Genomic DNA, 25,018 nt, shown 5'->3' on the forward strand with positions numbered 1-25,018 from the left:
TGGGATGCTCACCCGCGACCAAAAGCAATGGAGAATGCAATGACGCCCCCACGTTGCGCGCCCAGCGCCGCCCCCGACAGCGCAGATCCCGTCCCGCGTAAGGGACAGGCCCGCAATCTGCTTGCCGGGACCGTCGGGCACTTTGTCGAGTGGTACGACTGGTACGTATACGGTCTTCTCGCCTCTGTCTTCTCCGCGGAGATCTTCCCCTCGGGCTCCCAGTTCGCGTCCCTCATCGCCGCGTTCCTCACTTACGCCATCGGGTTCATCGTGCGGCCTCTGAGTGGCATCATTCTCTCGCCGCTTGCCGACCGGTACGGGCGCCGACGAGTCCTGTCTCTCGCGGTCTCGGGGATGGCTCTCGGCGCGTTGATCATCGGGTTCACGCCCTCGTACGCGACCATCGGCTACTTCGCGCCGATCCTGTTCGTCGTCGCCCGCATCATCCAGGGCATCTCCGCCGGCACCGAGGGGCAGAGTGCCATCGCGTACATGGTGGAACACGCTCCAGCCAACCGGCGCGGGCTTTTCGGCTCCTTCACCAACATGGCCAGTGGGCTGGCAACCCTCGCCGCAACGGGCGCCGCAGCCGCCGTCACCTCTGTTTTCGCCGACGACGCGCTGGCGTCCTACGGGTGGAGGATTCCCTTCATCATCGGTGGTGTGATCGGCGTCGTCGGACTCATACTCCGCGCCCGCTCGGACGAGTCTCCGGAGTTCGAAGCCAGCACGCTCGGCGAGCAGCAGTCCGCACCCGCGAAGCTCCTCCAGCTGCTCCGCGAGCACCCCAAGGCGATTCTGCAGACTGCTGCCCTGTCCGCTCCCGCCGTGGCGTACTACACCTGGGCGACGTTCCTGCCCACATACGCCAACCTCACCTCGGGCCGAGACATGTCCTCCACCCTTGCCGGCAGCGCGATCGGCCTGGCCCTGCTGGTGGTCATCGTCCCCGCCGGCGGCTACCTCTCCGACCGTCTCGGTCGCCGGAAGATCTTCCCCATCATCGGCGCCATCGGAATGATCGTCCTGTTCTATCCGCTCCTACTCCTCCTGCAGGCGCCCGGCTTCGGCGTCTACGTCATCGTCGCCGCCTCCGGATGGGTTTTCCTCGGAATCTGGCAAGCCGTTTACCCCACCATCCAGGCTGAGCTGTTCCCGGCCTCGGTCCGCGTCTCCGGGATCGGATTCGCCCATCAGATCGTCATCGCCCTCTTCGGTGGCACCGCACCCCTCATCGCGTCCGCGTTCGTCGGCGCCGGACGGCCCATGTACGTGGCGATCTACATGATCGTCATCGTCGCCCTGTGCCTCGCCGTCTACTTCACGCTCCCGGAGACCGGCAGCCGAGCCCCGCGGGAGATCGTTTCCGCGACCGACCCCATCGCCGTCGTCACGAGCGAGGACTCGTCCACTGCCGCGAGTTCAGCCCCTGAACAGCACAAGGAGCTCCGGCCGTAGCCGCCCCTGTTCCCGAGCGCGCAATGGGTACTCCTCAAGGATTGAACGGAAAATCTATGATCATCAACACTTTTTCGTATCTTTGGTCGACAACGGCGATCGATGCGATATCCGAGCTGACCCAGAATGGGTACAAAACCTTCGAGGTTCCCATCAGCTCTCCGCATTGCTGGCCGGAAGAGATCTCCAGCTCCGAGCGTTCGGCAATCCTGGCGACGCTCAACGAGAACGGCGCCAAGATCCGATCCCTGAATGCCGGCGGATACGACATCAATCTGGCCAGTCCTGGTGCCAGCATGCGCCGGAAGAGTATCGAGCACATCGCCTCGGTGATCGATCTTGCGGTGGCTTGGGATGTCCCGGAAGTTGTCATCTCGCCCGGCACGCGGCGTCCTATGATCTCCCCCTCACTCGAGAGTGTCTACGGGTGGATGTATGAAAGCCTGGAAGAGCTGATCCCGCTGGCCAAGCGGGCGGGGAAACGACTCCTCTTCGAGAACACCCCCTACTGCTTTGCTCCCACGATCGGGGAGCTGGCAGATATCGTGGGCACGGTCAACGATGATGCACTCAAAATCGTGTACGACGTCGCGAACGCTGCTTACATCGGGGAGGAACCCGTATCGGGTCTGCGCTCACACCACGGGTCGGTTGCACTCATGCATATCTCCGACACGGGTACGGAAACGTGGGGCCACGACCCCATCGGCACTGGGGTGATCGATTGGAACGGGCTGGGTAAAGCAGTCCAGGAAACAATTGGCGTAGACAACGTCGTGCTCGAAATCATCCGTGAAGAGAACACCCTTGAAGAATTCGCGAAGGCGATGCGTGACCTCAGCGACAAGGGTTGGAATCTCGGAGGGTGATTTCAGCGCCTCGGGGTTCAGGATGACTCCGAGGGTCAGCGAACAGCAGGGTGACAGTTCTCGATCACCGGTGTGAGTCGAAGTGCTTCGAAACGCATCAGATGCAGCTGTCACAGCCTGTGTGGCCTGCTGAGTATACCCGCTGGAAATATACAAGGAGAGTGTGCAATGAGGGTTCTGGTCAGTGGCGGAAGCAGCGGCATCGGCGCGGCTACAAGCCTGAGGCTCGCAGAGGCAGCGCTTGCCCGTGGCGAACAGCCGATGATCGCGGTATCCGGCCTTACTGCGAACGCGCGACAAGAGGAGGTCGTCCGATCGATCCAGTCGATGGGCGGCAAGGCCATTGCATTGACAGGAGACCTGGGTGATCCCGAGGTGCCCGGTCAGCTGGTAACCGCTGTGGTCGACGAGTTCGGCGGCTTGGATGCGCTGGTGGCAAATGCCGGAATCGCCAGCCCTGGCGCCCTCAAGGATCTCTCTCTCGAGGACTGGGACGGCATGTTCTCCGTCAACCTTCGCGGAGCGTGGCTACTTGCCAAAGCAAGTTACCCGCACCTGAAGGATAGCCGCGGGGCCGCCTGTTTCACCTCTTCAATGTCCGGCCAGCTCCCACATGCCGGATCAGGTGCTTACAGTCCGACCAAGGCTGCGCTGACGATGTTGGCTCAGACACTCGCACTGGAATGGGCACCCGACGGAATCCGCGTGAACGTGGTGTCCCCGGGCATGACTCGCACGCAGATGACTGAACAAATGTACCTCGATCCCGAAGTCAAGAAGGCAAGGGAACAAATCATTCCGTTGTCGAAAATTGGCGAACCGATGGATATTGCGAACGTGATCGAGTTTCTTGTCAGCCCGCTCGCGGGATATGTCACCGGTCAAGATGTCTGCGTCGATGGGGGCTTCTCCAAGTCCATTCTCAGCCACATTCCCGGTCGGCCCAGCTCCAAGTCCTGATGCGGTTCATTCCTGGCCACCGAGGCCGATCGTGAACGGCTTCGCCGCCCGCTCCGTGGCGTGGCTGAAGGGGAAGCTGCACAGATCAGCAGGTGGCCGACCGAAGAGTGGCAGCTCCATGATCGGCAGGGTCGCGGCGTGAAAGCGAAATGAGCGGATTCCCCCCCAACTGCCGTTGCTGGCGGGGTAGGTGACGACATGTGGCAGTCACGGTCGCCAGCGATCATGTGAGTGTCTACGTCCCATGATCCTGCTAAAAGACCGTGCCTGCCGTTGCTGAATCATCTCCCATGCCCGCCGCGCTCGACCGCCCGGGTGCCCGCAGTCGAGCCGTGCTGCGGGCGGTCGCGTGGGCCCCGCGAAGGGCGGCGGTTCAGAAGATGAGAACGATCCGGCCGCGCAGGCCGCCCGCCTCCAGCAGTCGGTGTGCCTCGACGGCCTCGCGATCGCTCATCACGTCAGGAATCAACTGTCGCTTCCAGCTAGGAAGTCACACCGTTCATCACCGGACAGGCGCCAGCTCGGCGCAAAGGAGCGCGTCCTCTATGAGGGCCATAACCCCTCTCGTTATTACATCAGTGGTGTATGCTGCCAGGGTAATAATGTAGAGCTGGGGGGCGGGCATGGCTTGGAAGATCGTCGTGGCCGAACCGGCTCTTTCGTGGCTTCATGATCTGCGCAGGACTGACCGCGACACCCTGATTCAGGTCAGCCAGGCAATCGCCCTTCAGGAGGAAGGCCCCGCGCTGGGCCGGCCTCTGGTGGACACGATCAAGGGCTCCGTGCTGCCTAACCTCAAGGAGCTCCGCCCTGGCTCCGCAGGAGCTACGGAAGTGCGGTTGTTGTTCGTGTTCGATCCGGATCGCCAGGGTGTGATCCTGGTCGGTGGCGACAAGGCCGGCACTGGCCCGGCTGGTACCGCCTTGCGGTGCCTCAGGTGGAGCAGGCGTACGCGGAACATCTCAAGCGAATCGACGGAGAGGATGGGGCACGATGACTGATCACCTGAAGGACCCGCGGGCCGTCTCCTGGGAGGGCCTGGCCGAGGAGTTCTCCTTCACCGATGCGGAGAAGGACCGGATCCAGAAGGGAGCGCAGGCGTTGGTTCTGGCCTCCCGTGTCCACCGCCTCGCCGAGTTGCGGAAGCGGCAGCACACCACGCAGGTTCAGGTCGCCGAAGTCATGGGTGTCACTCAGGCCCGCGTCTCGCGCATCGAGAAGGGCCAGCTGGAGCGCAGTGAGGTCGACACCCTGGCTGCCTATGTCAAGGCGCTCGGTGGCAAGCTGAAGATCGTCGCCGACTTCGGTGATGAGACCTACGTCCTCGGCTGACCCGATGTACACGCGACTCGCGGCAGGTCCCGGTCGGACCTGACATCCCCCACGGGCTCGGCGCGGGTGGGCGCCGCTCATCGCGGAGTGTGACGACGGTTACTGTTGGTTTCCGCCGTGCTCGCCCAGTTTCCTGCGGTGCCGGGCGGCCCGAATGAGTGCCGCTTCGACGAGGCTGGAGCAGGGAGTGTTCGCCGGCGAACGTATCGGTGCCGTGCGACGCTCGAATCGGACTGGGTTGCTCGGCCCCTTCGCGCGGGCTGGAGGGGTCTTCGGGCAGGCAGCGGAAGACGTCGGTTCGGCCCGCGTGCAGCGGATGCCTTGCGGGGGTGCAGCGAATGGGAGCCTTCGCGCATCCAGGACGGGACGCGATCGCCCTTGACCTGGGGTTTTGTAGCGACGCCTCCGTGGGAGCGTCGTGGAGCGGTCCCACGGCCGTTGAGGAAGACTCCGCACTCCCACCCACCGCATCGACGCGACATCGACCCTCTGCCCCGTCCTGCTGCTGGCTCGGCGGCCGGGTCAGTACACCTAGCGCACCAGCTGATCCGTGAAGTCGTTGCCGAAGACCCGGTGAGGATCGAGCCGGTCCAGGATGGAGACGGCTTCGGACCACTGCCCGGCGCCGTACGAAGCGGGCACCGTGGACTCGACGATCTGCTCGTCGGCCCAGGCTGCCGCATCTGTATAGCCCCAGCCCTTGGACCATTCGACGCGCGCGAGCGCGTAACCGCCGTCGAAGGTACTCATCAGGAAGCGTTCCAGTTCCCGGTAGAACTGGTGGGCTCCGGGTGAGGTCGGCTGGGTCAGCACGTCCACCCACACCACACAGTCGTACTCCGGGTGGTCGGGGTGCGGGCGGATGACGGAGAGCAGCGGCGGGCGTGCACCCGGCGCAGCGGAGTCTTCGGGCTGGTCGAGGCCGCTGACTCGGATTTCAACCTGCCCGTTGATCGGGAATCTGCCCGCCGCGGCCCAGGCCGCCAGCCGTTGCCGGTAGTAACCGGCGAACTCGGAGACGACGCGCTGGACATCGGCGCGGCGGGTGAGGATCCCGTACCCGTTGGCGGTCTCACGAAGTGTTGTGGGGCGCAAGTAGAACTGGAGGGTGTGCGAGGGGCCCCACAGGTCCTTCGCGACGGTGGCGGTCAGTCCGGTCGCCGCCACCGTGTACTGCAGGGCGCCGAGCGTCGGCGCGAGGTACCAGGAGCCTGCGACGAGAAGTCCGGCCAGCCGGGCGACCGGGGTCGGGACGACGTCGCTGAACGGGTAGTTGTACGGGGCGTGCACCGGCCTGGAGGTGACCGGACGCTCAGGGCTGAGGCTCCATACCTTGAGCCAGGGCCGGTCGGTGAAGGCGAACCAGATCGTCTCCACCCGCCCCGACTCGGCCATGAAGTCCGCGAAGGTGTTTCCCCGGGCGGCGAGGGCGCTGCCCGGTGTGGCGAACAGTTCGTCAGCGGTGATGTCGACGCGACTCTGGCAGCGCAGCGGTATGTCCTCGCCCGCCTGGATCTCGGCCTCCACGATGAGGCCCCGCCCGAGGTGGGTGGCCAGGGCTTCGCACTCCTCGTCGGTTCCTCGGTGGAAGGTCTTCACGACGTAGGCGTCCTGAGCGGAGTCCCAGACGACGGCGGTGAGGGACAGGACGAGGTTGCTGAGGCTGCCGTAGGTGTGGCCAGGGCGGGCAGACTCGCCGTCCGCGGGGACGCTGGTGCCGTGGGCGTCGATGGCCAGTGTGCCGCCCAGGGTCAACTCCCCGGGTGCGGGAGTGTTGGTGACGCCCAGTCCGTGCTCGGCGAGGAAGGCCATCAGCGTTTCGAGGGTCACTCCGGCCTGCGCACGCACCGCGCCGGGGGTGCCGGCGGGCGGGGTCGTGAGTTCCATATGAGTCAGATGCTCGGTGGTGTCCAGAAGGAGGACCTGTGCGTCGGGCTCGGTGGCCGGGACGATCGTCAAGGGCGACCAGTTGTGCGACTTACCCCGGGGACGCAGCCGCCAGCCGTTGGCATGGGCCCAGTTGGCGAGGTCGGCGAGATCCTGGCCGGTGCGGGGCGCGCAGGCCCACAGTCCGCTGTGGGTGATCTCGCCGGCCCAGTTGATGTACGGAGAGCGGTAGGGCACGAGCCTGGCGGGAAGTTCGGGTGCGGCGCTCGGAACGACGGCGGCCGCCGACGCGGCCGGGGAGGCCCCGGCTGTGGCGGCGCCGAGCGGGAGGCCTAACGCTCCGGCAGCCGCCGCGGCGCGCAGAACACCACGGCGGGAGAGGCCGGACGGCTCAGATTGGCCGGAGGAAGTGACAGGACGTGAAGAAGACTTCGAGTGACCAGACATGACCTGAATGTATGGGGAACCAGCACGTCACCGAAGCTTCATGACACAGACCGCCGAAACCGGCACCCGAACGTCAAACCGGCAAACGCACCCCGGGGGTCCGCGAGGCGATAGACGTCCTGGCCACGCTCGCGCCCGGCCCCGGCGCCACCGTGGTCTCGTCGTCGGACGTCGCAGGCTGTGCTGCTCGCAGCTTGTCCAGCCGGGTGGCCTGCTCGGCCGTGTTCCTCACGATGGCTGCGGCCAGTTCCGTCGCCTCGTCGGCCTGGCCATGGGTCTGCTCGCCGGCGCAGAGCAACCGGACTTGTGTGAAGGCGGCGTGCAGCGCGTCGGTGAGAATCCGGTCGAAGGCCTGGCCGTTCGTGGCTGCCGCCTTTTCGAGGGTGCCGAGGCTCACCATGCCCGGCATGTTGTGCCCCTCGTGGGGGTGGGTATCGGGGACGCCTGAGAGACGCAGCACCGCACGCAGTCGGCGGAGGTCTCCGCCCAGTCTCGATCCGGTCTGCGCCGCCAGCTCGGCCAGGCTCGGGTCCGCCGTGCGGGAGGGAGCCAGTTCGGTCAGGAGTCGTGCGCGCTCGGTCGTGGGGATCATCAACAGGATCCAAGCGGTGTCGGTAGCGTTGAAGGCCGGTCCGGGCGACGCGCCGGCCGTCGGCTGCGAGGTGCAGCCGACGGCCAGCAGCGCCACCACCATGGCGCATGCCGACCACAGGGTCAGAATGTGCCGGCGGAGTTGCACTTGGCCTTCTGGTTGATGCAGTCCTTCACACGGTGCCCCAGACCGGCGTTGTCCCAGGCGTTGAAGAAGTCGCCGTGGATGGACGATGCCATACCCGATGCCAGCCGGAAGCCCGCGGTGCTGCCGCTGGTCGGATAGCTGACGACGAAGGAGAGGTTGGGGATGGCGACAGGGTAGGCGCCGCTGCACTTGCCGTCGTAGGTGGTCGCCACGTGCGACTTGTGGTCGGGACTGTCGAGGTTCTTGCCGTCCCAGCAGTCGGGGAAGACGAGTTGGTGGGTGAGATGGGCCTTCGGGGCGCAGCGCGGCCAGTTGCCGTCGGCGCTGCGGCCGATCTCACCACCCTCGCCGGCGCACCAGTACTGGCCCGGCGAGCCCGCCGGGGTGGGCGTCTGGGTCTTGGCGTTGCCCACGATCATGCGGAACCCCTGCGGGAAGGGCACGGTCGCCGAGGGGTCGACGAGCCGGGAACCGTAGTACACGATCATGCCCTCGGCTTCGACGGCCTTGTCGCCCTCGTACAGGGTCGGGATCCAGTACGCCGAGAGGTCGTTGGCAGGGGTGCAACTGGTGGGTGTGCTGGTCAGCAGCGAATCGGTCGTGGAGAACGCGTCGGTGCTCTTGTTGCCGAAGAAGCTGTGCATGTGGGACGCACCGGGCAGGCCCGGCAGGACGATGGGGTCGTCCGGCTTGGAGTGGCTGTAGGAGCAGGTGGCGTTGAACTCCGGGACCCGGACGATGCCGGCGGGCACGGCGGCGGGCGTCATCGCACGGAACTGCGCCAACTGGGCGTCCCACTTGGCCTGGTCGATGGGGACCCATCCGGCCGCCGGGCTGTCGCCCGCGCCGACGAAGGAGAACCAGTTGATGTTGGCGAAGTCACCGGCCGCCGTGCTGCGCAGCACGGCGAACACCGTCTGTGAACCGGTGGGATGGGTGTTGACGTCGGTGGCCTGGGTCGCCCAGGTCTGCCAACCACCGGTCGGGGAGACCGGTATGACGGCGAGCAGCGGTCCGGTCAGGCTGCCGGTCCGGAATTCCACCGTGCCCGAGCCGACGGCCGACGCGATCCGGGCCGACACCGTCAGCCGGCCGGCCGCGCCGAGGTCGACGTTGTCGAAGCGCATCCAGTCACCGTTGGCGAGGAACGCGGCGTTCTGCCCGCCCCCGATGTCCCCGGTCGCCTCCGACGCGACACCCGACTGGGCTGCGTAGGACTCGGCCTGGACGGTGACCGTCGCGGCCTGGGCCTGCTGGGTCGACACGGTCAAGCTCAGGGCGGCGGCCAGCACGAGCGCCAGAGCGCTCACCAGCAGTGTGTACAGATGGACGGGATATCTGCGCATTTCACTTCCTTACGGGCATCAGGGGTGACGGGTCTGCTCGCCGGAGTACAGCGACGGGAGAGCGGGAGGCGGGCAGTGGCGTTCGCCCGCAAGGGAGTCGGGTGTCTCGGACCGCCGCCCACAGGGCGCGGGCGGAGCCGCCCGGGACCTTCGCGGTCACCGGGCGGCCAGGGGTCACTGATAGACCCGCACGTGGTCGACGAGCATCTTGGCGGGGAAGGGGGTGCCGGCATCTGTCGGGCCCGGCCAGTCACCTCCGACCGCCAGGTTGAGGATCAGGTAGTGAGGGTGGTCGAAGATCCACGGTCCGCGAGTCTGCTCCACCTGCTCTTTGTCGAGAGTCAGAACGGTCCGGCCGTCCAGGCTGTAGGTGATGCCCTTGCTGTTCCAGTCGGCGACCCAGGTGTGGAAGTCGTCGGAGAAGTCGGCGTTCCCGGGCAGTGTGTACGGTGCGCCGATTCCGCCCCCGCCGTTGTAGGCGGGCGCGTGGACGGTCGAGTAAGCGGTCTTCACGTCCTTGCCGAGGATTTCCATGATGTCGATCTCGCCGTTGTACGGCCACGGCCGGCCCGTCAGGAAGTCGCCGCCCATCATCCAGAACGCGGGCCACAGACCGTTGCCCTTGGGCACCTTGATGCGTGCTTCGACGCGCCCGTAGGTGAACTGGAACGTCGCGCCGGTGTTCATCCGCGCCGAGGTGTACTGACACGTGGTGCTGCCGCTCAGCGGGTCAGGCGGGCACGACGATCCGGCGGTGACCTCCTTGCGCGCTTCCATCACCAGGTGTCCCGACCCGTCCAGTGCGGCGTTGCGGTGGTCGGTGTAGTTCTCCAGCTCGTTGTTCGGACCGGTGCCCGGGTCGGCCCTCCACTTCGAGGAGTCGGGTGTGCCGCCTGCGGCGCCGTCGAACTCGTCGCTCCACACCAGTCGCGGGGGGTTCGCGGGGTCACTCGGCAGGGGCGGAGCCTGGATCGGAGCGCCGCCGGTGCCGTACACCTGGAACTCCCACAGCGAGTAGCCGTAAGGGGTGGCGCGCTGCGTCCCGTACATGCGCACATAGCGGCCGGTGCCGGAGACGGTCAGCGTCTGCTTGAAGCCCGTGCCGGACGTCGTCGAATAGATCGGTGTCCAGTCGGTCCCATTCGAAGAGACCTGGATCTGGAAGGACTTGGCGTAGGCGGGATCCCACTGCAGTACGACCTTGTCGATCTGCGCCGTCGCACCGAGATCGACGGAGATCCAGCCTGGATCGGTCCATCCCGTGGTGGAGCTTGTGGACCAGCGGGAGGCCGGATCCCGGTCGAAAGCCCTGGCCGGCGTGCATTCCCAGCAGTTCTGGTCACTCTGGGAAGAGGAAGCGGCCCCCGGCCTGCCGTACGAGAGCAGCCTGGCGGCGTCACCGCCGGGACCGCCGGCGGTGCCGTACACCTGGAACTCATACAGCGAGTAGCCATAAGGGGTGGCGCGCTGCGTCCCGTACATGCGCACATAGCGGCCGGTGCCGGAAACGGTCAGGTTCTGGGTGCCGCCCGTGCCCGCGGCTGTCTGGTGGACGACGGTCCAGCTCTCCGCGTCGCTCGATACCTCGATCCTGAACGCCGTGCCGTACGCGGCTTCCCAGTTGAGGACGACCCGGCTGATCCCTGCGCTCGCCCCGAGGTCGATCTGAATCCACTGCGGGTCGGCGAAGGCGCTGGACCAGCGCGTCCCGGGGTCGCCGTCGACGGCGCTACGAGCACTGAAGGGTCCCTCGGTACTCGATGAGGTGGCGGGCTTTCCCTGAGAGAGCAGCACCTCCGCCGCTCGCGCGGAAGGGGTAGGGAGAGCGATGAAAGCGAGCAGGGCGGCCGCGAGGGCCAAAAATAAGCTGAAGCGACGCAGCGGTGCTTGCATGGGCGACTCCTCAAGTGGGGGAGTTCAGGGAGCGCTCCCTGAAAGGCAGGATGGAGGGACTGGTAAAGACTGTCAAGGCCTCTTTCACCTCGAAAAAACAGCGACGTAACACCCATGACGCATTGAGGGAGCGGTCTCTCATGGCCGATGCGGCGCGCCGACAGACACGGGGGGTGGCGCTGGGGAAGACGCCTTTCCGGGCATGCTCGTGTGGCCCCGGCCTGCGGATACGCTGCTCGCATCGCCATGACGCAGAGCCGGAGGTTGACCTGATGAGAAAACCCGCCCCGCGCACGAGCCCGGGCGGCGGCACAGGGGACGGACAGGTATGAAACGCCCCACCCTCGATGTGGTAGCCGCCCGAGCGGGCGTGTCCAAATCGAGCGTCTCCCGGGTCATCAACGGCGAGACGACGGTCGCCCCGCAGATCCGAGACGTCGTCATGCGCGCCGTGAACGAACTGGGCTACGTGCCCAACGGCGCGGCACGCAATCTCGTCACCCGCCGCACAGACACCCTCGCCGTGGTGGTATCCGACCCGCCCCAAGGAGTCGTCTCCGACGACCCCCTCTTCTCCGCCGTGGTCCGCGCCGTCAGCAGAGAGCTTGAGACGGCGGGCAAACGGCTCGTGCTCATGCTCGCGGAATCGGACCGGAGCCGGACCAGAGTCGTGCAGTACATCGCCGGCGGGCATGTGGACGGCGTGCTCCTGGTCGCCTTACACGGTACGGATCCGCTGCCGGCCGCACTGGCCCGGCAGGGCCTGCCTGTCGTGTCCTTCAACCGCACCTCCGCACAGGACGTCCCGTACGTCGCGCTGGACAACGCCGGCGGAGCGGCGCTGGCCGTGCGTCATCTCCTGGAACGCGGTCGGCGCCGGATCGCCACCATCACCGGGCCGCTCGAACTGTACGAGGCGCGTGAGCGCCTCGATGGCTACCGTCAGACGCTGCGTGACACCGGCCGTCGCTCCATCGTGGCACTGGGCGACTTCACCAGAGCCTCCGGCGCCGAAGCCATGCGGCAGCTCCTGGAGGACGATCCCGACCTCGATGCGGTGTTCGCAGCCAACGACCTGATGGCGATCGGAGCCCTGCGCACCCTCCATCAAGCGGGCCGACGCGTCCCCGAAGACGTGGCGGTCATCGGCTTCGACGACATAGAAGCCGCGTCCTACACCAGTCCCGCGCTCACCTCGGTGCGCAGCCCGATGGCCGACCAGGCGACCGCCGCCGTCCACCTGCTCCTCGGCCTGATCGACGGCGGCCCCACAGGGCCGGTGATCATGCCGAACGAACTCGTCGTGCGCGAGTCGACCTGATCTCCCGTCAAGGGCCCGTATCCCCTCCTCCGGGGTGAGCGCGCGGGCCTCCGGGGTGAGCGCGCGGGCCTCCGGAGTGAGCGCGCGGGGGTGCCGGCGCCGTGCCGCGGGCCGGCCGGGGCGAGGCTCTGGCGGTGGTGGCGGTAGTAGGTGGCCCGGCTCACGCCGAGCGCGGTGCACGCCTGGACGCGTTCGACCAGCCCGGCGAGCTCGTCGAGGGCCTGATCGCGGGCAGCGTCGAACACGGCCGCGGTGTCGACCTCGATGACCGTGCGGGCCTTGGCGAGGTCGGCCTCCAGGCAGGCCTTCTCCGCCTTCAGCATTGCGATCTCCCTGCCCCGCTGGTCCGCCTTCGGCCGTCCGGACGGCGCGGTGAGCGCCGCCTGGACACCCTTCTCCCGCTGCTACCGCCACGTGGTGATCAATGACGAGTACAGGCCCGCGCTCACCCCTCGGACCCTCGCTCGGCCGTGCGCACTACCAGCGGGACGGCGCCCTGTGGGTCCCCGGGTAGGGTGCCTCGCTCGCCGGGGCCTGGTCGGGTTGCGGGGCGGTGAAGTAGACCGCGTCCTTGGGGCGGTTGCGGGCGGCGTCGCGTTCGCGGGGGGCAGCCTGAAGGTGAGGTATGTGCTTGGAGCAGTGGATGTACGCCTCGTGGACGGTGATGTGGATCCACATCTGCGGTGTCCGTCCCGCCCCGGTGGGGGTGGGTATCCGGTCGTGGGCCTGCTGTTCGGTGGCAGCGCGCAGATGGGCGGCGCCATTGACGTGGAGTCCGATGTGGTGCTCGCTGAAGTCCATGAACAGCAGGCCGATGTGGGGATTCTCGGTGATGTTCCCCGCGCTGGCCAGGACACCGTTCCCGCGGTACTCGGGGTAGGTCAGAGTGTGTTCGTCCAGCACCTGCACGAAACCCGGCGGGCCGGCACGGAAGCTGGTGTCGCAGTTGCCGCGGGCGTCGGCTGTGGACAGGAACACCATGGGCTGGCGCGAGATGAACTCGCGCATGCTCGGCGTGAGTCCCCTGTGGACCTGGCGGGCGTAGAAGTCGTCGGCGCGTTCGGTGGTGCCCAGCTGCTGCTGCAGAAGCCGTTCCCCGAGTGAGGGTGTGCCGTCCTGGTGGGGGGTGTTCACAGTGCCTGGCGCCTCTCGTCGGGTCGTACGGGTGTCGAGGATGGTTCCAGTGCCGGAACACCCTCCAGCGGGTCGTGGTGGATGCGGGCCCGGGTCACTCCGTGGTCCAGCAGGATCTGGGTGGCGGCCGTCACCATGGGGACGGGGCCGGACAGGAAGGCTTCGTGCTGGTACCAGGGGCCGAACTCGCGCAGCACGTCGGGGAGCATGCCCTCGCGTCCGGGGATGCGCTGGTGGGACACGGCCGCCCGTACCGTGAGCCAGTGGTGGCGCTGGGCGCTTCTGAGCATGTCGTCGAGGCCGTAGAGTTCCTCGCCCGTACGGGCTCCGATGAACACGTTCACGTTGCGCTGGAAACCGTTGCGGGCTGCCTGTTCCACCAGGGCGCGGATGGGTGCGAGGCCGGTTCCGCCGGCCACGCATACCAGGTCGTGGGTCCCCCGGGGATCCAGGACCATGTCACCCTGAGGGGGCCCCAGGCGTACGAAGTCGCCGGTTCGGGCCCGGTGGACCAGAGCGGTACTGACCTGTCCGCCGTTCACGGCCCGGACGTGGAAGCTGAGGGTGGAGTCGGGGCGCGGGGCGTGGCTGGGCGAGTAGTAGCGCCACGCCCTGGGCTGCCAGGGCGTCTCCATGCTCACGTACTGCCCGGCGGTGTAGGGGTACGGGCCCTGCGGGCGAACGGTGATCTCGGCGATGCCGTGACCCAGTGGCACGTGGTGGATGATCTCGGCAGGCCAGACCGCCGGTCGCAGCTGCGCGTCGTTCTCGGCGGCCTGGGCCATCACATCCGCGGCCGCGGTGTAGGCACGGCTCCAGGCGTCCGCCGTCTCCGGGCTCCACGCGGGGCCGGCGTAGCGGGCCAAGGCATCGAGCAGGCAGGCGCCGACCGCTGGGTAGTGGTCACGCAGCGCCCCGAATTTGCGGTGGTCACGGCCGAGCCGCGTACAGAAGCTCACCAGGTTCCCCGGATCGTCGACCAGATCCACGATGCGCAAGAGGCCGCGCAGCAACCGGTCCCTCTGCATGTCCATGTTGGCCGGGAACAGGTCTCTGACCTGCGGATAGCGGGCGAACAGGATGGCGTAGAAGTACACCGTCACCTCGCCTGCCACCGGCTCGACGACCTCGATACTGGCGCGGACCAGCTTGATCTCGTCGGAGGTCAGGATCTCCGGAGGGGCTGCCATGTAGGCGGGGCCGTCCGGTCCGGGTGGTGCAACGGGCTCATGTTCCGGGGCCGGGGCGCCACCGTCGGTGTGCCCGTATTCCGGGCGTCTGGGGGAGGGCGGCGTGCGGAACGTCGGCCGGGGAATCTTCATCGGCCTGGCCGGAGGCCGTTGTGTCTTATCAAGGGCAGATCACAATCGGATGGTTTCACACGCGTGCACCGCCCGCGTGAGGCGAGCGAAGCCGCGAGCGTCGGTGGGGGGAGCGGGAGTTCGAAGGCCCGCCCACCCTAGATCACTAGGCGGACACGCGCTCCGGGGACCCACCCCGTACGGATACAGGGAGGAAGACCACTCATCGGTGGTCGTCGCGGATGATCAGTAGATGCGCGTCAGTTGTCTCATGTCAACTGTTTGCCACGGCTAACTGTCGTCGTCGGTCAGCTGGCGAGATGGAAGCGGATTGCGGTTCTTTCGGTGCCGGTGTGGACGCGGACCAGGTCGGTGAGGTGGTGAACCATGAGCAGACCACGGCCGCCGGGCTGGTCCCGCATGGCCGGACGCCGGCCGGCCAGAGGGTCGCTGAGCTGCCCCGAGTCCGTCACCTCGCACAACACCTGACGGTTCTGCGACCAGACCCGAACGGTGCCCGACCGCCACCGTGGACCACGCTGTTGCTGGTCAGCTCGGCGACGGCCAGCGTGAAGTCGTCCAGGCGCTCACCCGCGAGCCCCAGACGCCCGGCCCGTGCGACCGCGAATTCGCGCGCGGCGGGCAGCCGCTCGGCATCGAACACGAGGGCCGCTGCGCGTGCCGACAGGCCAGGGGCTGGTTGTAGGGGGCGACGACCAGATCGGGGTCGTAGCCGCTGCTACAGCTCTCACGCCCTCGTCGACCACCAGGGGATACGTGGCGTACGCCTCGGCGAGTACCGCGGCATCGAGCCGGGCGGCGTCGAGCCGGGCGGCGTCGTAGGGGCAGACAATGGTGACATCACGGCTGCGGAAGACGGCGTTGATCAGCGCCTCGTGCTGGACACAGGCGGGGTACTCGGCGGCGGTACGGTCCGGCGCAGCGGCCGGTTCACCCAGTAGGTGAGGGAGAGCCAGCCGACGGACGCGTAGCGCACGTCCTCGCCATCGAGGTCCTCCGCGTTCCACTGCCGGAAACCCCACGGGTCGGCGTCGGCTGCGCCCAGGACGTCCCACACGGTGTCTTCGACCTGCTCGGGCAGCGTGTCGAGGACCTTCGCGGCCGGTGCGGAAAAGCGGACCGCGTACGGCTGTCCGCTCACCGGCGCTTTCGTCTTCCCCGCAGCTCCGCCATGTCGGTGGCCTCGCTGTCGTCGTAGCCGGAGACGACGAACGCGTCGACGGCCGGGGCGTGGGCGAGTCGGCCCTGCCACCCTGGAGGACCTCGTACAGCTCGCCGAGGGAGAACGTCCGGCGGGATTCCTCCAGGGCGGCCGCCCACTCCTGCTCGAAGGCCGGCACCCACTGCGCGGCACGCCGGTCGGCGCGCACCAGCCGTGGTCGTGGCTGACATGCCATGGCCGACGAGGTGTGGGATGAGTCCGCTGGGTGCCCTACCGTCTGCAGTGCGGCCACGACGGGGTTGTGCTTCTTCTGGATGTCTCGGCCCATTCGGCAGCCGAGGGCAGAAGCGAAGGAGCTCAGCTCCATCGAATCGTCGCAGTACGTCACACGCCACGGTTCGCGTCCTACCCCACCGTGCCGCCCGGGCCGAGCAGCACGTGACGGGATCCCGAAGTGCGCACCGACCGCCTCAGCTGTCTCGCCGTCCGACGTGGCACGTACACCGGCGAGTCCTATGACCAGGCACGCACGGAGCTGCAGCAGACCCGCGTGCTCCTGCCCGATGCTGTCGGAGACGACCAGCCACAACCGCATGTGTGAGGTAGCTGGCGCCTGCACCGGCTGAGCCTCCAGCACGCGCAGGACGGGAGTGCGGCAACGGCAGTAGGTCAGCCAGTCTGCGCCGGCCGGGCCCGCCTGGTAGGTCCTGCGCTTCTGTGTGTGCGCTCCGCGATCCAGCCCGCCATCGCCCGCACGCCGACGCCGATGGCGCGCTCATCCGGGGAGAAGTCGGGGTAATGCGGATAGCTCGTTGTGATGGGGGTGCCAGGGGTATGAACACCGAGGAAGGTGTACGTGCCGGGGATCCGGTCCAGGTAGAGGGCGAAGTCCTCACCGCTGAAGGGCGGGAAGGCGGCACAGAGCTCCGTGACCATGTCCTGGCCGACGCTGCGGCGCAGGTGGCGGGCGAGCGGACGGGCGTCGCGTTCGGAACAAACCATGGCCGGGAATGGCTCGGCGGGGAAGCGCACCCCGGCCCCCGCATATGGCATGGCCGCTCGACGGATGTTTTCGCGCACCTCCACGTAGCGCTCCTGCGGCCAGCAGCGATAGGACACACTCACCTTGGCGTCCTGCGCTGCCGCCCGGACGGCTACGAACCGGGCCAGCGGCCCGTCGGGCGTCTGGGCGTCAGCGATGATCTGCTCCAGGTCCGCTGACGTCTGTGGCAGAGCCACGGTTGCGAGCGCGCCGATATCGACTGCCAAGCGCCGCGCGGCATCGAGTGCGTCCGGCCCGGAGAGGGTAATTTCCGCCTTGTCCTGGCCCGGCATCCCATAGCCCGGAGTCACGGCGAACTGGCCGACCGCAAACGGCCCGCAGTGCAGCGCATGGATCTCCTCGACGTACTCGCGCTCCAGCACACCCGAGTCGATCAGTGCGCGGGCGCCGGACAGCGTCTCCTCGGCAGGCTGGAAAAGGAAGACCACCGTTCCACTCAATTGCCGCCGCAGCCGCGCCAGAACCCGCGCGACGCCGATACTCACCGTGGTGTGGATGTCGTGTCCGCAGACATGGGCCGGCGCGGGGCCTCCTCCGACGATGTCTTTGGGCGGAACGGCGTCCATGTCCGCCCGGTAGGCAACGGTCCGGCCTGGACGCGAGCCCCGCAGGACCCCGACGACACCATGGCCGCCCACTCCGGTCGTGACGTCCAGCCCCGCCGCCCGCAGCTCCCGGGCCACCAGAGCGGCCGTGCGCTGTTCCTGCCCCGGGGCTTCAGGGTGCCGGTGGATGTCCCGCCGCAGCTGAATCAGTACGCGGTCCAAAAGCGCCGCCTCGGCGGCCACCGCCGTCTGTTTCACCGGCCCTGTCCACCCACCCGCGACGGCCTTTCCCATGCCTCCCCACACCATTCCCGCACCGGCTGCCGCTGTGCTGGCCAGTAACGTGCGGCGAAGGAGAGCGTGCTCTACGGGACGATCCACTGTGACCCCTTTGACTCAAGTCGTATTCCGGGAAACACGATCGCCGAGCACCGGCGTCATCGCCATCCGGTGAGCCACCCCTCGGCGGTGGGGATAACCACACCACGGGAGATTGCCGCGTTGAGGTTGATGCTCCTCCGGTCTCGGTCCCTGATCGTCCGGACAGAGCGAGGTCCAGGCCGAAAAAGATGAGCACCGTCCCTGTGGCCGATCGGGTTCAGAACACGTCGAAAACTCTTCAGACTGACCGGCCTGACATCCAGAGCAGTAGAAGAGGCCCTCAACCTCGGTGGCATCCATTGGCTCGGGTGGAGCGAAACCTGAACCTTCCCCTTGATCGTGGACACCTGGCTTCCTGGAATCTAGAGGTTCCAGGAAGAAGCACCAGGTGAGAAGCAAATACACGAAGCGGTATACCAAGGAGTTCAGGCGGGACGGCATTGCCCTCGTCGACTCCTCGGGCAAGACGGTCACCGCAGTCACCCGGGAACTCGGCAGGCATTTATGGCAGCCGCCGTCACCGCGGCACGGTGGGGTTTTCCCTTGGCGGGCAATGAGAGTGCCTCGCCGCTTCGCCTGAGATGCCAAGCTTTAATACCCCGAGGACTGCAGGAATACGGGCAACGTCTTCGTGGCCAGCGCCCACGAACACGATGATCCCCATCAGCAGGTCGATGGTCGCGTCGATGTCCGCGTCCGGCGAGATCTGTCCGTCGCGGACGGCTTCGGCGAAGCGGGCGCGCATCTCGGTGACGGCGGGGCGGCGGAAAGCCTGCGCGAGTCCGGCGGCGAGGGCGGGTTCTGTTGCGCTGATCGCCGTGGACGCGCGCAGCACCTCCCCGTAGGGGCCATGCATGGCTGTGGATACCTCGCCGAGCCAGGCACGCAGGTCGGCCCAGATGTCGGCCGTGTGCTGCACCGGATTGTGCGGAACGTCAAGGAATCCACCGAGTATCGCGTCGGCGACCAGAGCGGACTTCGTCGGCCACCACCGGTAAAGAGTCCGCTTGGCCACGCCGCTGCCGGTCCTGTATCGGCCGAGGAGGAGCGAGCGGCACTGCAGCGCATCGCGGCCATCGACGACTGGCATGACGAGCACCGCTCACCCGGCGCCGCAGCGTGAGCCGTTCGAAGCGCGCCGGTGTTCCCTCTGCGCGTCGGCGCGCCTTCGTCCTCGACTCCCAAGCGCTGTCGAAGACGGTCCAGGTGACCGTCGGATGACGGCCTTGGTGAAGGCGGCTCCGCGCCTGGACATCGCTGTCGTCGCCAGCGCGCTCACTACGCTGGAGGCGTGGCGAAAGGGCCGTCGAGCCGGGGGGTCTCCCGGGAACGACGGCCCGTTCACGACGGACGGAGCCGCTGATCAGGCGGTGGCCACCGCGAAGACGTGGATGATTCCGCCACTCGTCGTGGAGGGAAGCGTCACGTCCGCCAGCTGCTTGCCCGCCTGGAGGGTGATCGGCGCGGAGGAGAAGACCTCGGTGCCCACCGGGTCCTTGCCGCCGCCCTGGACGTCGCGGTACGTGGTGTGGACCGCCACCGTGTTGCCGTACGACGGCTGCTGGGAGCCACCGTCCAGCGTCCAGTCGCTGAAGCCGATGTCGGCCTGTTGTGTGGTGCCGTCGGTGTACGTCAGCGTCAGCTTGCCGCTGGCCGCACCCTCGGCGGCGCTGCCCAGCAGGCTCAGCTTCGTGTCGCCCTCGGCGGGGCGGACGTTCAGCACCTGCGGGGTGGTGCCGGTCACCTCGATGTTGTCGGGGTCGCCGGCGCCCGCCTCGGGCCAGGTGAAGTCGAATCCGTCGGACGAGACCGTGCCGCCCGGCGTCGTGCCCACCGCGGCGAGCGCGGCAGCCGAGTAACTCCAGCCCTCACCGTCGAAGTTGGCCTGCGGTTCCGTGTCGTCGGTGGAGATGCCGGTGCTGTTGCGGTTCCACAGCAGACCGTTCTTCTCGGCGACGGTCACCGCGAACGACGTCTTCGGGAGTTCGGTCCCGTCGGAGGACTTCAGTGCCACCGGGACCGTGTAGTGGCCCTCGGCGGTGTCCGCCGCGGCCGACACGGCGAGCTTCGCACTCACCGAGCCACCGGCCGGGACGGTGAAATCGCCCTCCGCCGGCGTGACGGTGACACCGGCCGGAGCCGTCGCCGTCCAGTGCACCGAGGTGGACTCGGTCTGAAGGCTCTGCACCTTGACGGTGGTCTCCGCGCTGCCCGAGCCGGGCTCGGTCTTCACCTGCTCGGGGGCGGCGCCGGTGAAGTACTTCACGCCGCCGCCGGGGAAGGACGGCGGGGCGTCGCCCGCCGCGCTGCCCCAGGAGGTATCGGCCGTCGCGCCGAGCGTGTAGTCCAGCGTGCCGCCACGGGTGACGAACGAGGCCGGGACCCACGGCTTGTCGGACTTGCGGCCGTCGACCTTCAGGCCGTGGATGTAGCTGTTGGCCGACGAGGCGGCCGGCGCCTCGATCGTGATGGTCTTCCCGTGGCCGGTGTGCACCACCGCGTGCGGGAACAGCGGAGCGGTGAGGACCAGGTCGGCGCGGCTGGGGTTCTGCGGGTACATGCCCAGCGCGGAGAAGACGTACCAGGACGACATGGTGCCGGCGTCGTCGTTGCCGGGAATGCCGCCCGGGGTGTCGGTCCACAGCTGGTCCACCTCGGCGCGGACCGTCTCCTGCGTCCTGTACGGGGCGCCGAGGTAGCTGTACAGGTAAGGAGCGTTGATGTCGGGTTCGTTGGTCGGGTCGTAGCGGGTGGCGTCCTTCGCCGTGAAGTCGAACTTCCCGTCCGGGGTGCGGAAGAAGGCGTCCAGCCGCTTCACCGCCGGCTCCTTCCCGCCCATCGCGCCGGCGAGCCCGGCGACGTCCGAGTAGACCATCCAGGTGTAGCGCGCGCTGGAGCCCTCGACGAAACCGGTACCGGTGCCCGGCGTGAAGGTCCCGGCCCAGGTGCCGTCGGCCTTGCGGTCGCGGATGTACCCGCCGTCGGCGGTGGCGTTGGCGTCGAAGACGTTCGACCAGTTGCCCGAGCGCTCCAGGAACTTCTTCGCGTCGGCGGTCTTCCCGGTCTGCCGGGACAGCTCGGACAGACCGTAGTCGGCCGCCGCGTCCTCCAGCGTCTCGGCGGCGCCGCCCCAGCAGTGGCAGCCGTCCGCCGGTACGTAACCGAGCTCCAGGTACTTGTCGAGCGCGGGCCGCTGGCCTACGCACTCGACGTTGCAGCCCGAGCTGTCGGAGTCGTTCGCCGTCGGCACGGTGGCCGCCGTCACCAGCGACTTCAGCGCCCCCTTGACGTCGAAGTCGTGGCCGCCGAAGGCGTAGATCCCGGCGAGCGCCGCGTCCGACGGGTCACCCGACATCACGCTTGTCTTGCCGTTCTCCAGCAGCCAGCGGTCCCACTCGCCGTCGTTCTGACGTGCGTAGTTGTAGAGAGACTGCGCGTAGTCGCTGCCCGCCCGCGGGTTGATCAGCGTCATCAGCTGAACCTGCGCGCGGTACTGGTCCCAGCCGGAGAAGGTGCCGTACTGCGCCTTCTGCCCCTTGGCGAGCCGGTGCGGCTTGCGGTCGGAGCCGAGGTAGCGGCCGTCCACGTCGCTGGTCAGAGTGGGTTCCAGCATGGAGTGGTAGAGCGCGGTGTAGAAGGTGGACCGCTGGGCGTCGGTGCCGCCGCCCACCTCGATCGTCCTCAGCGCCTTGTTCCAGGTCTTGGCGGCCTGCTTCCTGACGGAGTCAAAGGTCTCGTGACGCCCGTTCTCCGCGCGGAGGTTGTCCTCCGCGTTCTGCGCACTGACGTAGGAGACGGCGACCTTGGCCTGCGCGCCGGTGGTGCCGTCGGCGAAGGTGATGTATGCCCCGGAGCCCTTGCCCGCCACGGGGTTGCCGGCCGAGCTGTACCCCGTACCGCCGGAGGCCGAGGTGGAGCCGGGAGCGACGGTGTCGTCCGTCCAGGTGCCGACCTTCGCGAAGTCCTTGTCGAAGTGGGCGGTGAAGTAGAGCGTGTAGAGGTCCTTGCGGTTGTTCGCGCTCTGCGGACCGCAGAAGTTGCCGGCGGAGACTGAGCCTGTAACGGTCCGTGCCGCCTTGTCGATCTTCACGGTGGCGGCGGTGCTGCCGCTCTCCGAGTTCGAGGTGCGGAAGAGCATGCTGGCGGGCTTGTCGGCCGGGAAGCCGAACCGCCCCGTGCCGGTGCGGGCGGTCGTGGTGAGTGCCGCCGAAGCGCCGCTGGCCAGGCCCACCTTGTAGTAGCCAGGGGCGGCAGTCTCGTCCGCGTGCGAGAAGTCGCTCGCGTACTTCGCGTCGGTCGTGTCCGAGGTGGGCGAGGTGTCGATGTCACCCGCGTACGGCATGATCGGGATGTCACCGTTCGCGCCGGAGCACCCGACGCCGTTGAGGTGCGTCAGGCTGAAGCCGCGGATCTTCGTCGCGTCGTACTGGTAGCCGCCGGGAGCGGGCGTCGAGACCTGCTTGCCCTGCGAGTTCTGCGGGCTCCAGGCCAGCATGCCGAACGGCTGGACGGCGCCCGGGTAGGTGTTGCCCGCGTTCGCGGTGCCGATCAGCGGGTGGACGTACGACACCGGGTCCTTGACGGTGGTGTACGAGGATGCTGCCGACGCGGGGGCGGCTGTGGAGGCCAGTCCCAGTGCGGCCATGGCGGTCACCGCGACGCAGCTGACAGCTCTGAGCCCGGCGTGCGTCCGACGGCTGTGCGTGTCTGACACCGATCCTGCCCCTTCGTGTGTGGCGGGCGGTCAACGGGCCGGAGCGGAAGCCCCGTTGCCTGCCCGGGCAATCCTGTCCCGACAACGTTGTCAATGACGGGAGGATGCTCCTCCTGCCGCACCGGGGTGTCAAGGCCCCGCGACCGCCGCGCCGTGGGCACGCACGACCCGGAGCTGTCCTGCGGCCGTCGTCGGACGGCGGCGATCGGCCGAATCGTCGGACCGGGAGACGCCCGGAGCGTATGAGGTCCGCGGCGCATTCCCGGCCCGCCGACCTGCCGCCGACGGGAGAATCCTCGGCCTCTCGGGTCCGGAACCGCCGGGTCCGGACCCGTACCCGGGGGCGGTTGCGACACCACCCCCGGCCCGGTCACCGGCGGCCGTGGTTCAGGACTGGCTCACCTCGGCCGCGAACCAGTCGACGCTCATCTCGGCCCCGGAGGTGATGTCGGCCCCGGGGGAGGTGCAGCCGCAGACCTTGTCCGGATACGAACCGCCGATCGCCACATCGAAGATCGCGAAGAATCCGTGGTCGACGGCGGCCTTCCAGGTCGCGTCGGACACCTCGCTCTGGTTCACCGCGAAGGTCTGTACATCGTCCAGGTAGAAGCGCAGCTGTTCGGCTGCGGTGTCCCGGCGGTCGACGATCACCGAGTACGTGTGGTAATCGGACTGGCAGCCGTCGCAGGCCTGCAGGTCGCTGCTGATTCCGTCGGGGTCGTGGCACTCGCCGGCCCACTCGCCGCAGTGGAAGGTGGTGGAGTGCTGGCTGAGCGCGTTGACGTCCTCCATGATGTCCAGCTCGCCGATGCTGGGCCAGTTGGTGGCTCCGGTCGGGCGGGCGTCGGCGCCCATCGCCCAGAAGGCCGGCCAGTAGCCGAGTCCGCTCTCCGGGTCGGGCTGTTTCAGGGAGGCGCTGAGCCGCATCTGTCCGCCTTCCGGTGCGGCGAAGTCGGTGCGCTGGGTCTCCACCCGGCCGGATGTCCAGTGCCCGGAGTCGTCGCGGATGGGCTTGATCGCCAAGTGACCCGAGCCGTCCTGGTAGACGTTGTCCGTCGAGTCCGTGGATGTCTCGATCTCGCCGGTGCCCCAGTTCGCGGCGCCGCCGGGGTAGCTGGTGCCGATGTCGTAGAGCCAGTTGGCCGTGTCGAGGCCTGTTCCACTCGCGCCGTCGAAGTCGTCCCTGAACATGGTGGTCCAGTCGGCGGCGGCTGTACGGGCTTGTGCGGCCGGTTCGGCGGCCGACGCGGTGCCGCCGGAGAGCCCGGCGGGACCCGTCACGCCCATGAGCCCGGCCAGTGGCAGGCAGAGCGCGAGTGCGGCGAGTGTGGCCGGCAGGCGCCGTCGGGTGTGGTGTCCGGGGCCGGGGGAGATGCCTTGAGACCTGCCGAAGGAAGCGATCCTGTTCATGGGGTCTGCTTTCGTGGGGTGGGGGGACAGGTGGTTGAGAGCGCTCTCAACTGCCTTGCGGACGACTGTCGGGCACGGTGACTGAACCCGTCAAGGTACTTGTAGCGTTCACTTTCTGAACGTAACTGGACTCAACAGGACTCCAGTTGGTGCAAGGGTTCAGCGGTGACGGGCTCGACGCTCTCCGGGCAGGCACCGCTACGCGGGCGCGCCGGGCACTCGTCTCTTCGGTGTCGGTGAGCCGCTGCGCGACGGTCTGGTTGCTGAGCCCCTCGGCCATCAGCGCCAGCACCTCGCGCTCGCGGGGAGCGCCGCTCGGGCTGTTCGCCGCCTGTCTCACACTCTCCCTGACGGCCAGCCTGGTGGCGATCCGGCGGATCGTCGCGCAGCTGAGCTGCTGATCCGGTGAGGTCGCTGCAGCCGGGCTGCGGTAGCCCGGCGGTGCCGCTGGGTGGTCTGGCGGGTCGGGCGACGGTCAGGTGGCACAGTCGTACTGTTCGGTCAGGTTTTCCGCTGCCTCGAGTATCGCCGTGCGCGAGTCCTTCATCAGTGACGCGTGGTTCCAGTCCCGTCCGACGACGGCGACCGGTGAGATCTTGAGGGTGACGGTGATGTACTGCGCGTCGGGCCTCTTCATCTTCTTCGCACACCCGTCCGGCAGTTGGACCTCGCTCTGCCGTACGCCCACGCAGCCCGTGGGACCGTGCTTGATGTGGGCAGCGTCGTCCGGGGTGTACTCGTCGACCTGGACAGCCCCGCCCTTGCCGTCCTGGAGCAGGCCCGCGGTCAAGAGCCCCAGGTCACAGCCACAATCTAGAGTCTCTACCGAATCCGGAACGGTTCAGTGGTCCGGGTGCGCGATGGTGTGAGCGCAGGGCTGACCGTCACGAGTCAGCCCGAACTCCGTCGAGGGGCTTTATGGGTGTCCGGGGACCGCGTTTGTCGACTGGTCCCGGTGTCAGTTGCTGGTCAACCGGCTCGGCCATGTCGGAGAGAATCGACGGTGCCGAAGTGGCTGCGGAGCAGCGGTCCAGC

22 protein-coding genes and 1 pseudogene are annotated in these 25,018 nt (G+C 67.8%); 8 read left to right on the top strand and 15 right to left on the bottom strand.

Annotated elements, in window-relative coordinates:
- Nucleotides 1–39: 39 nt before the first annotated feature.
- The 5 genes from ACIREO_RS05530 (at nt 40) to ACIREO_RS05550 (ending at nt 4,619) form a co-directional block, all read left to right on the top strand.
- Entirely contained in the window at nt 40–1,458 is a 1,419-nt protein-coding gene (locus ACIREO_RS05530; RefSeq protein WP_404105384.1) for an MFS transporter, read from the top strand.
- Between the two features lie 56 nt (nt 1,459–1,514).
- Entirely contained in the window at nt 1,515–2,327 is an 813-nt protein-coding gene (locus ACIREO_RS05535; protein WP_404105387.1) for a sugar phosphate isomerase/epimerase family protein, read from the top strand.
- 168 nt (nt 2,328–2,495) lie between these two features.
- A complete protein-coding gene (locus ACIREO_RS05540) occupies nt 2,496–3,287 on the top strand; it encodes an SDR family NAD(P)-dependent oxidoreductase (protein WP_404105389.1) in 792 nt (263 codons plus the stop codon).
- A gap of 623 nt (nt 3,288–3,910) precedes the next feature.
- Nucleotides 3,911–4,288 (top strand): type II toxin-antitoxin system RelE/ParE family toxin, encoded by a 378-nt coding sequence (locus ACIREO_RS05545; protein ID WP_404105391.1) that lies wholly within the window; start codon nt 3,911–3,913, stop codon nt 4,286–4,288.
- Nucleotides 4,281–4,619 (top strand): XRE family transcriptional regulator, encoded by a 339-nt coding sequence (locus ACIREO_RS05550; RefSeq protein WP_404105394.1) that lies wholly within the window; start codon nt 4,281–4,283, stop codon nt 4,617–4,619. Before ACIREO_RS05545 ends, ACIREO_RS05550 begins: the two co-directional genes overlap by 8 nt.
- A 531-nt stretch (nt 4,620–5,150) precedes the next feature.
- On the opposite strand, the gene ACIREO_RS05555 is transcribed toward ACIREO_RS05550, so the two are convergent.
- The 4 genes from ACIREO_RS05555 to ACIREO_RS05570 all read right to left on the bottom strand — a co-directional run bounded on the left by ACIREO_RS05555 (nt 5,151) and on the right by ACIREO_RS05570 (nt 10,931).
- Complete coding sequence (locus tag ACIREO_RS05555; protein ID WP_404105396.1) at nt 5,151–6,953, bottom strand: cholesterol oxidase substrate-binding domain-containing protein; 1,803 nt, start codon at nt 6,951–6,953, stop codon at nt 5,151–5,153.
- Between the two features lie 73 nt (nt 6,954–7,026).
- Entirely contained in the window at nt 7,027–7,692 is a 666-nt protein-coding gene (locus ACIREO_RS05560; protein ID WP_404105399.1) for a DUF305 domain-containing protein, read from the bottom strand.
- Entirely contained in the window at nt 7,668–9,038 is a 1,371-nt protein-coding gene (locus ACIREO_RS05565) for a DUF1996 domain-containing protein (RefSeq protein WP_404105402.1), read from the bottom strand. Before ACIREO_RS05565 ends, ACIREO_RS05560 begins: the two co-directional genes overlap by 25 nt.
- Before the next feature lie 174 nt (nt 9,039–9,212).
- Nucleotides 9,213–10,931: a discoidin domain-containing protein gene (locus tag ACIREO_RS05570; protein ID WP_404105404.1), complete on the bottom strand. Its 1,719-nt coding sequence runs from the start codon at nt 10,929–10,931 to the stop codon at nt 9,213–9,215.
- 328 nt (nt 10,932–11,259) lie between these two features.
- Between ACIREO_RS05570 and ACIREO_RS05575 the strand changes: the two genes are divergently transcribed.
- Together ACIREO_RS05575 and ACIREO_RS05580 are read left to right on the top strand one after the other, a co-directional pair.
- Nucleotides 11,260–12,252 carry a LacI family DNA-binding transcriptional regulator gene (locus ACIREO_RS05575; RefSeq protein ID WP_403922102.1) on the top strand — a complete coding sequence of 331 codons (993 nt, stop codon included), beginning with the start codon at nt 11,260–11,262 and terminating at the stop codon, nt 12,250–12,252.
- Nucleotides 12,253–12,386: 134 nt separating this feature from the next.
- The gene (locus ACIREO_RS05580; protein ID WP_404105407.1) at nt 12,387–12,680 is read left to right on the top strand and encodes a hypothetical protein; all 294 of its coding nucleotides are present in this window, start codon (nt 12,387–12,389) and stop codon (nt 12,678–12,680) included.
- 49 nt (nt 12,681–12,729) lie between these two features.
- Here ACIREO_RS05580 and ACIREO_RS05585 read toward each other — a convergent pair whose 3' ends face one another.
- The 5 genes and pseudogenes from ACIREO_RS05585 to ACIREO_RS05605 all read right to left on the bottom strand — a co-directional run bounded on the left by ACIREO_RS05585 (nt 12,730) and on the right by ACIREO_RS05605 (nt 15,849).
- Complete coding sequence (locus tag ACIREO_RS05585) at nt 12,730–13,386, bottom strand: pyridoxamine 5'-phosphate oxidase family protein (protein WP_404105410.1); 657 nt, start codon at nt 13,384–13,386, stop codon at nt 12,730–12,732.
- Complete coding sequence (locus tag ACIREO_RS05590) at nt 13,383–14,576, bottom strand: globin domain-containing protein (protein WP_404105412.1); 1,194 nt, start codon at nt 14,574–14,576, stop codon at nt 13,383–13,385. Before ACIREO_RS05590 ends, ACIREO_RS05585 begins: the two co-directional genes overlap by 4 nt.
- A gap of 419 nt (nt 14,577–14,995) precedes the next feature.
- A pseudogene (locus tag ACIREO_RS05595) lies at nt 14,996–15,351 on the bottom strand (ATP-binding protein).
- Nucleotides 15,275–15,664 (bottom strand): MEDS domain-containing protein, encoded by a 390-nt coding sequence (locus ACIREO_RS05600; protein WP_404105747.1) that lies wholly within the window; start codon nt 15,662–15,664, stop codon nt 15,275–15,277. The pseudogene ACIREO_RS05595 and the gene ACIREO_RS05600 overlap by 77 nt, the downstream one beginning before the upstream one ends.
- Nucleotides 15,574–15,849 (bottom strand): hypothetical protein, encoded by a 276-nt coding sequence (locus ACIREO_RS05605; RefSeq protein WP_404105414.1) that lies wholly within the window; start codon nt 15,847–15,849, stop codon nt 15,574–15,576. Before ACIREO_RS05605 ends, ACIREO_RS05600 begins: the two co-directional genes overlap by 91 nt.
- Nucleotides 15,850–16,324: 475 nt before the next feature.
- Here ACIREO_RS05605 and ACIREO_RS05610 point away from each other — a divergent pair, with 475 nt between their 5' ends.
- Nucleotides 16,325–16,471, top strand: a complete 147-nt coding sequence (locus ACIREO_RS05610) for a hypothetical protein (RefSeq protein WP_404105417.1) — start codon at nt 16,325–16,327, stop codon at nt 16,469–16,471.
- A gap of 68 nt (nt 16,472–16,539) precedes the next feature.
- On the opposite strand, the gene ACIREO_RS05615 is transcribed toward ACIREO_RS05610, so the two are convergent.
- The 6 genes from ACIREO_RS05615 to ACIREO_RS05640 all read right to left on the bottom strand — a co-directional run bounded on the left by ACIREO_RS05615 (nt 16,540) and on the right by ACIREO_RS05640 (nt 24,773).
- Nucleotides 16,540–17,787, bottom strand: coding sequence for a M20 family metallopeptidase (locus ACIREO_RS05615; RefSeq protein ID WP_404105420.1), 1,248 nt, complete (start codon nt 17,785–17,787; stop codon nt 16,540–16,542).
- Nucleotides 17,788–18,376: 589 nt separating this feature from the next.
- Nucleotides 18,377–18,949 carry a TetR-like C-terminal domain-containing protein gene (locus tag ACIREO_RS05620; protein ID WP_404105423.1) on the bottom strand — a complete coding sequence of 191 codons (573 nt, stop codon included), beginning with the start codon at nt 18,947–18,949 and terminating at the stop codon, nt 18,377–18,379.
- Between the two features lie 273 nt (nt 18,950–19,222).
- The gene (locus tag ACIREO_RS05625) at nt 19,223–22,504 is read right to left on the bottom strand and encodes a GH92 family glycosyl hydrolase (protein ID WP_404105750.1); all 3,282 of its coding nucleotides are present in this window, start codon (nt 22,502–22,504) and stop codon (nt 19,223–19,225) included.
- A gap of 456 nt (nt 22,505–22,960) precedes the next feature.
- A complete protein-coding gene (locus tag ACIREO_RS05630; RefSeq protein ID WP_404105425.1) occupies nt 22,961–23,983 on the bottom strand; it encodes a glycoside hydrolase family 16 protein in 1,023 nt (340 codons plus the stop codon).
- Nucleotides 23,984–24,029: 46 nt separating this feature from the next.
- Nucleotides 24,030–24,263, bottom strand: coding sequence for a hypothetical protein (locus ACIREO_RS05635; protein WP_404105752.1), 234 nt, complete (start codon nt 24,261–24,263; stop codon nt 24,030–24,032).
- Between the two features lie 195 nt (nt 24,264–24,458).
- Nucleotides 24,459–24,773 carry a hypothetical protein gene (locus tag ACIREO_RS05640; RefSeq protein WP_404105427.1) on the bottom strand — a complete coding sequence of 105 codons (315 nt, stop codon included), beginning with the start codon at nt 24,771–24,773 and terminating at the stop codon, nt 24,459–24,461.
- Between the last annotated feature and the right edge of the window lie 245 nt (nt 24,774–25,018).

This window comes from Streptomyces sp. NPDC102441 (assembly GCF_044765585.1).
GTDB lineage: Bacteria > Actinomycetota > Actinomycetes > Streptomycetales > Streptomycetaceae > Streptomyces.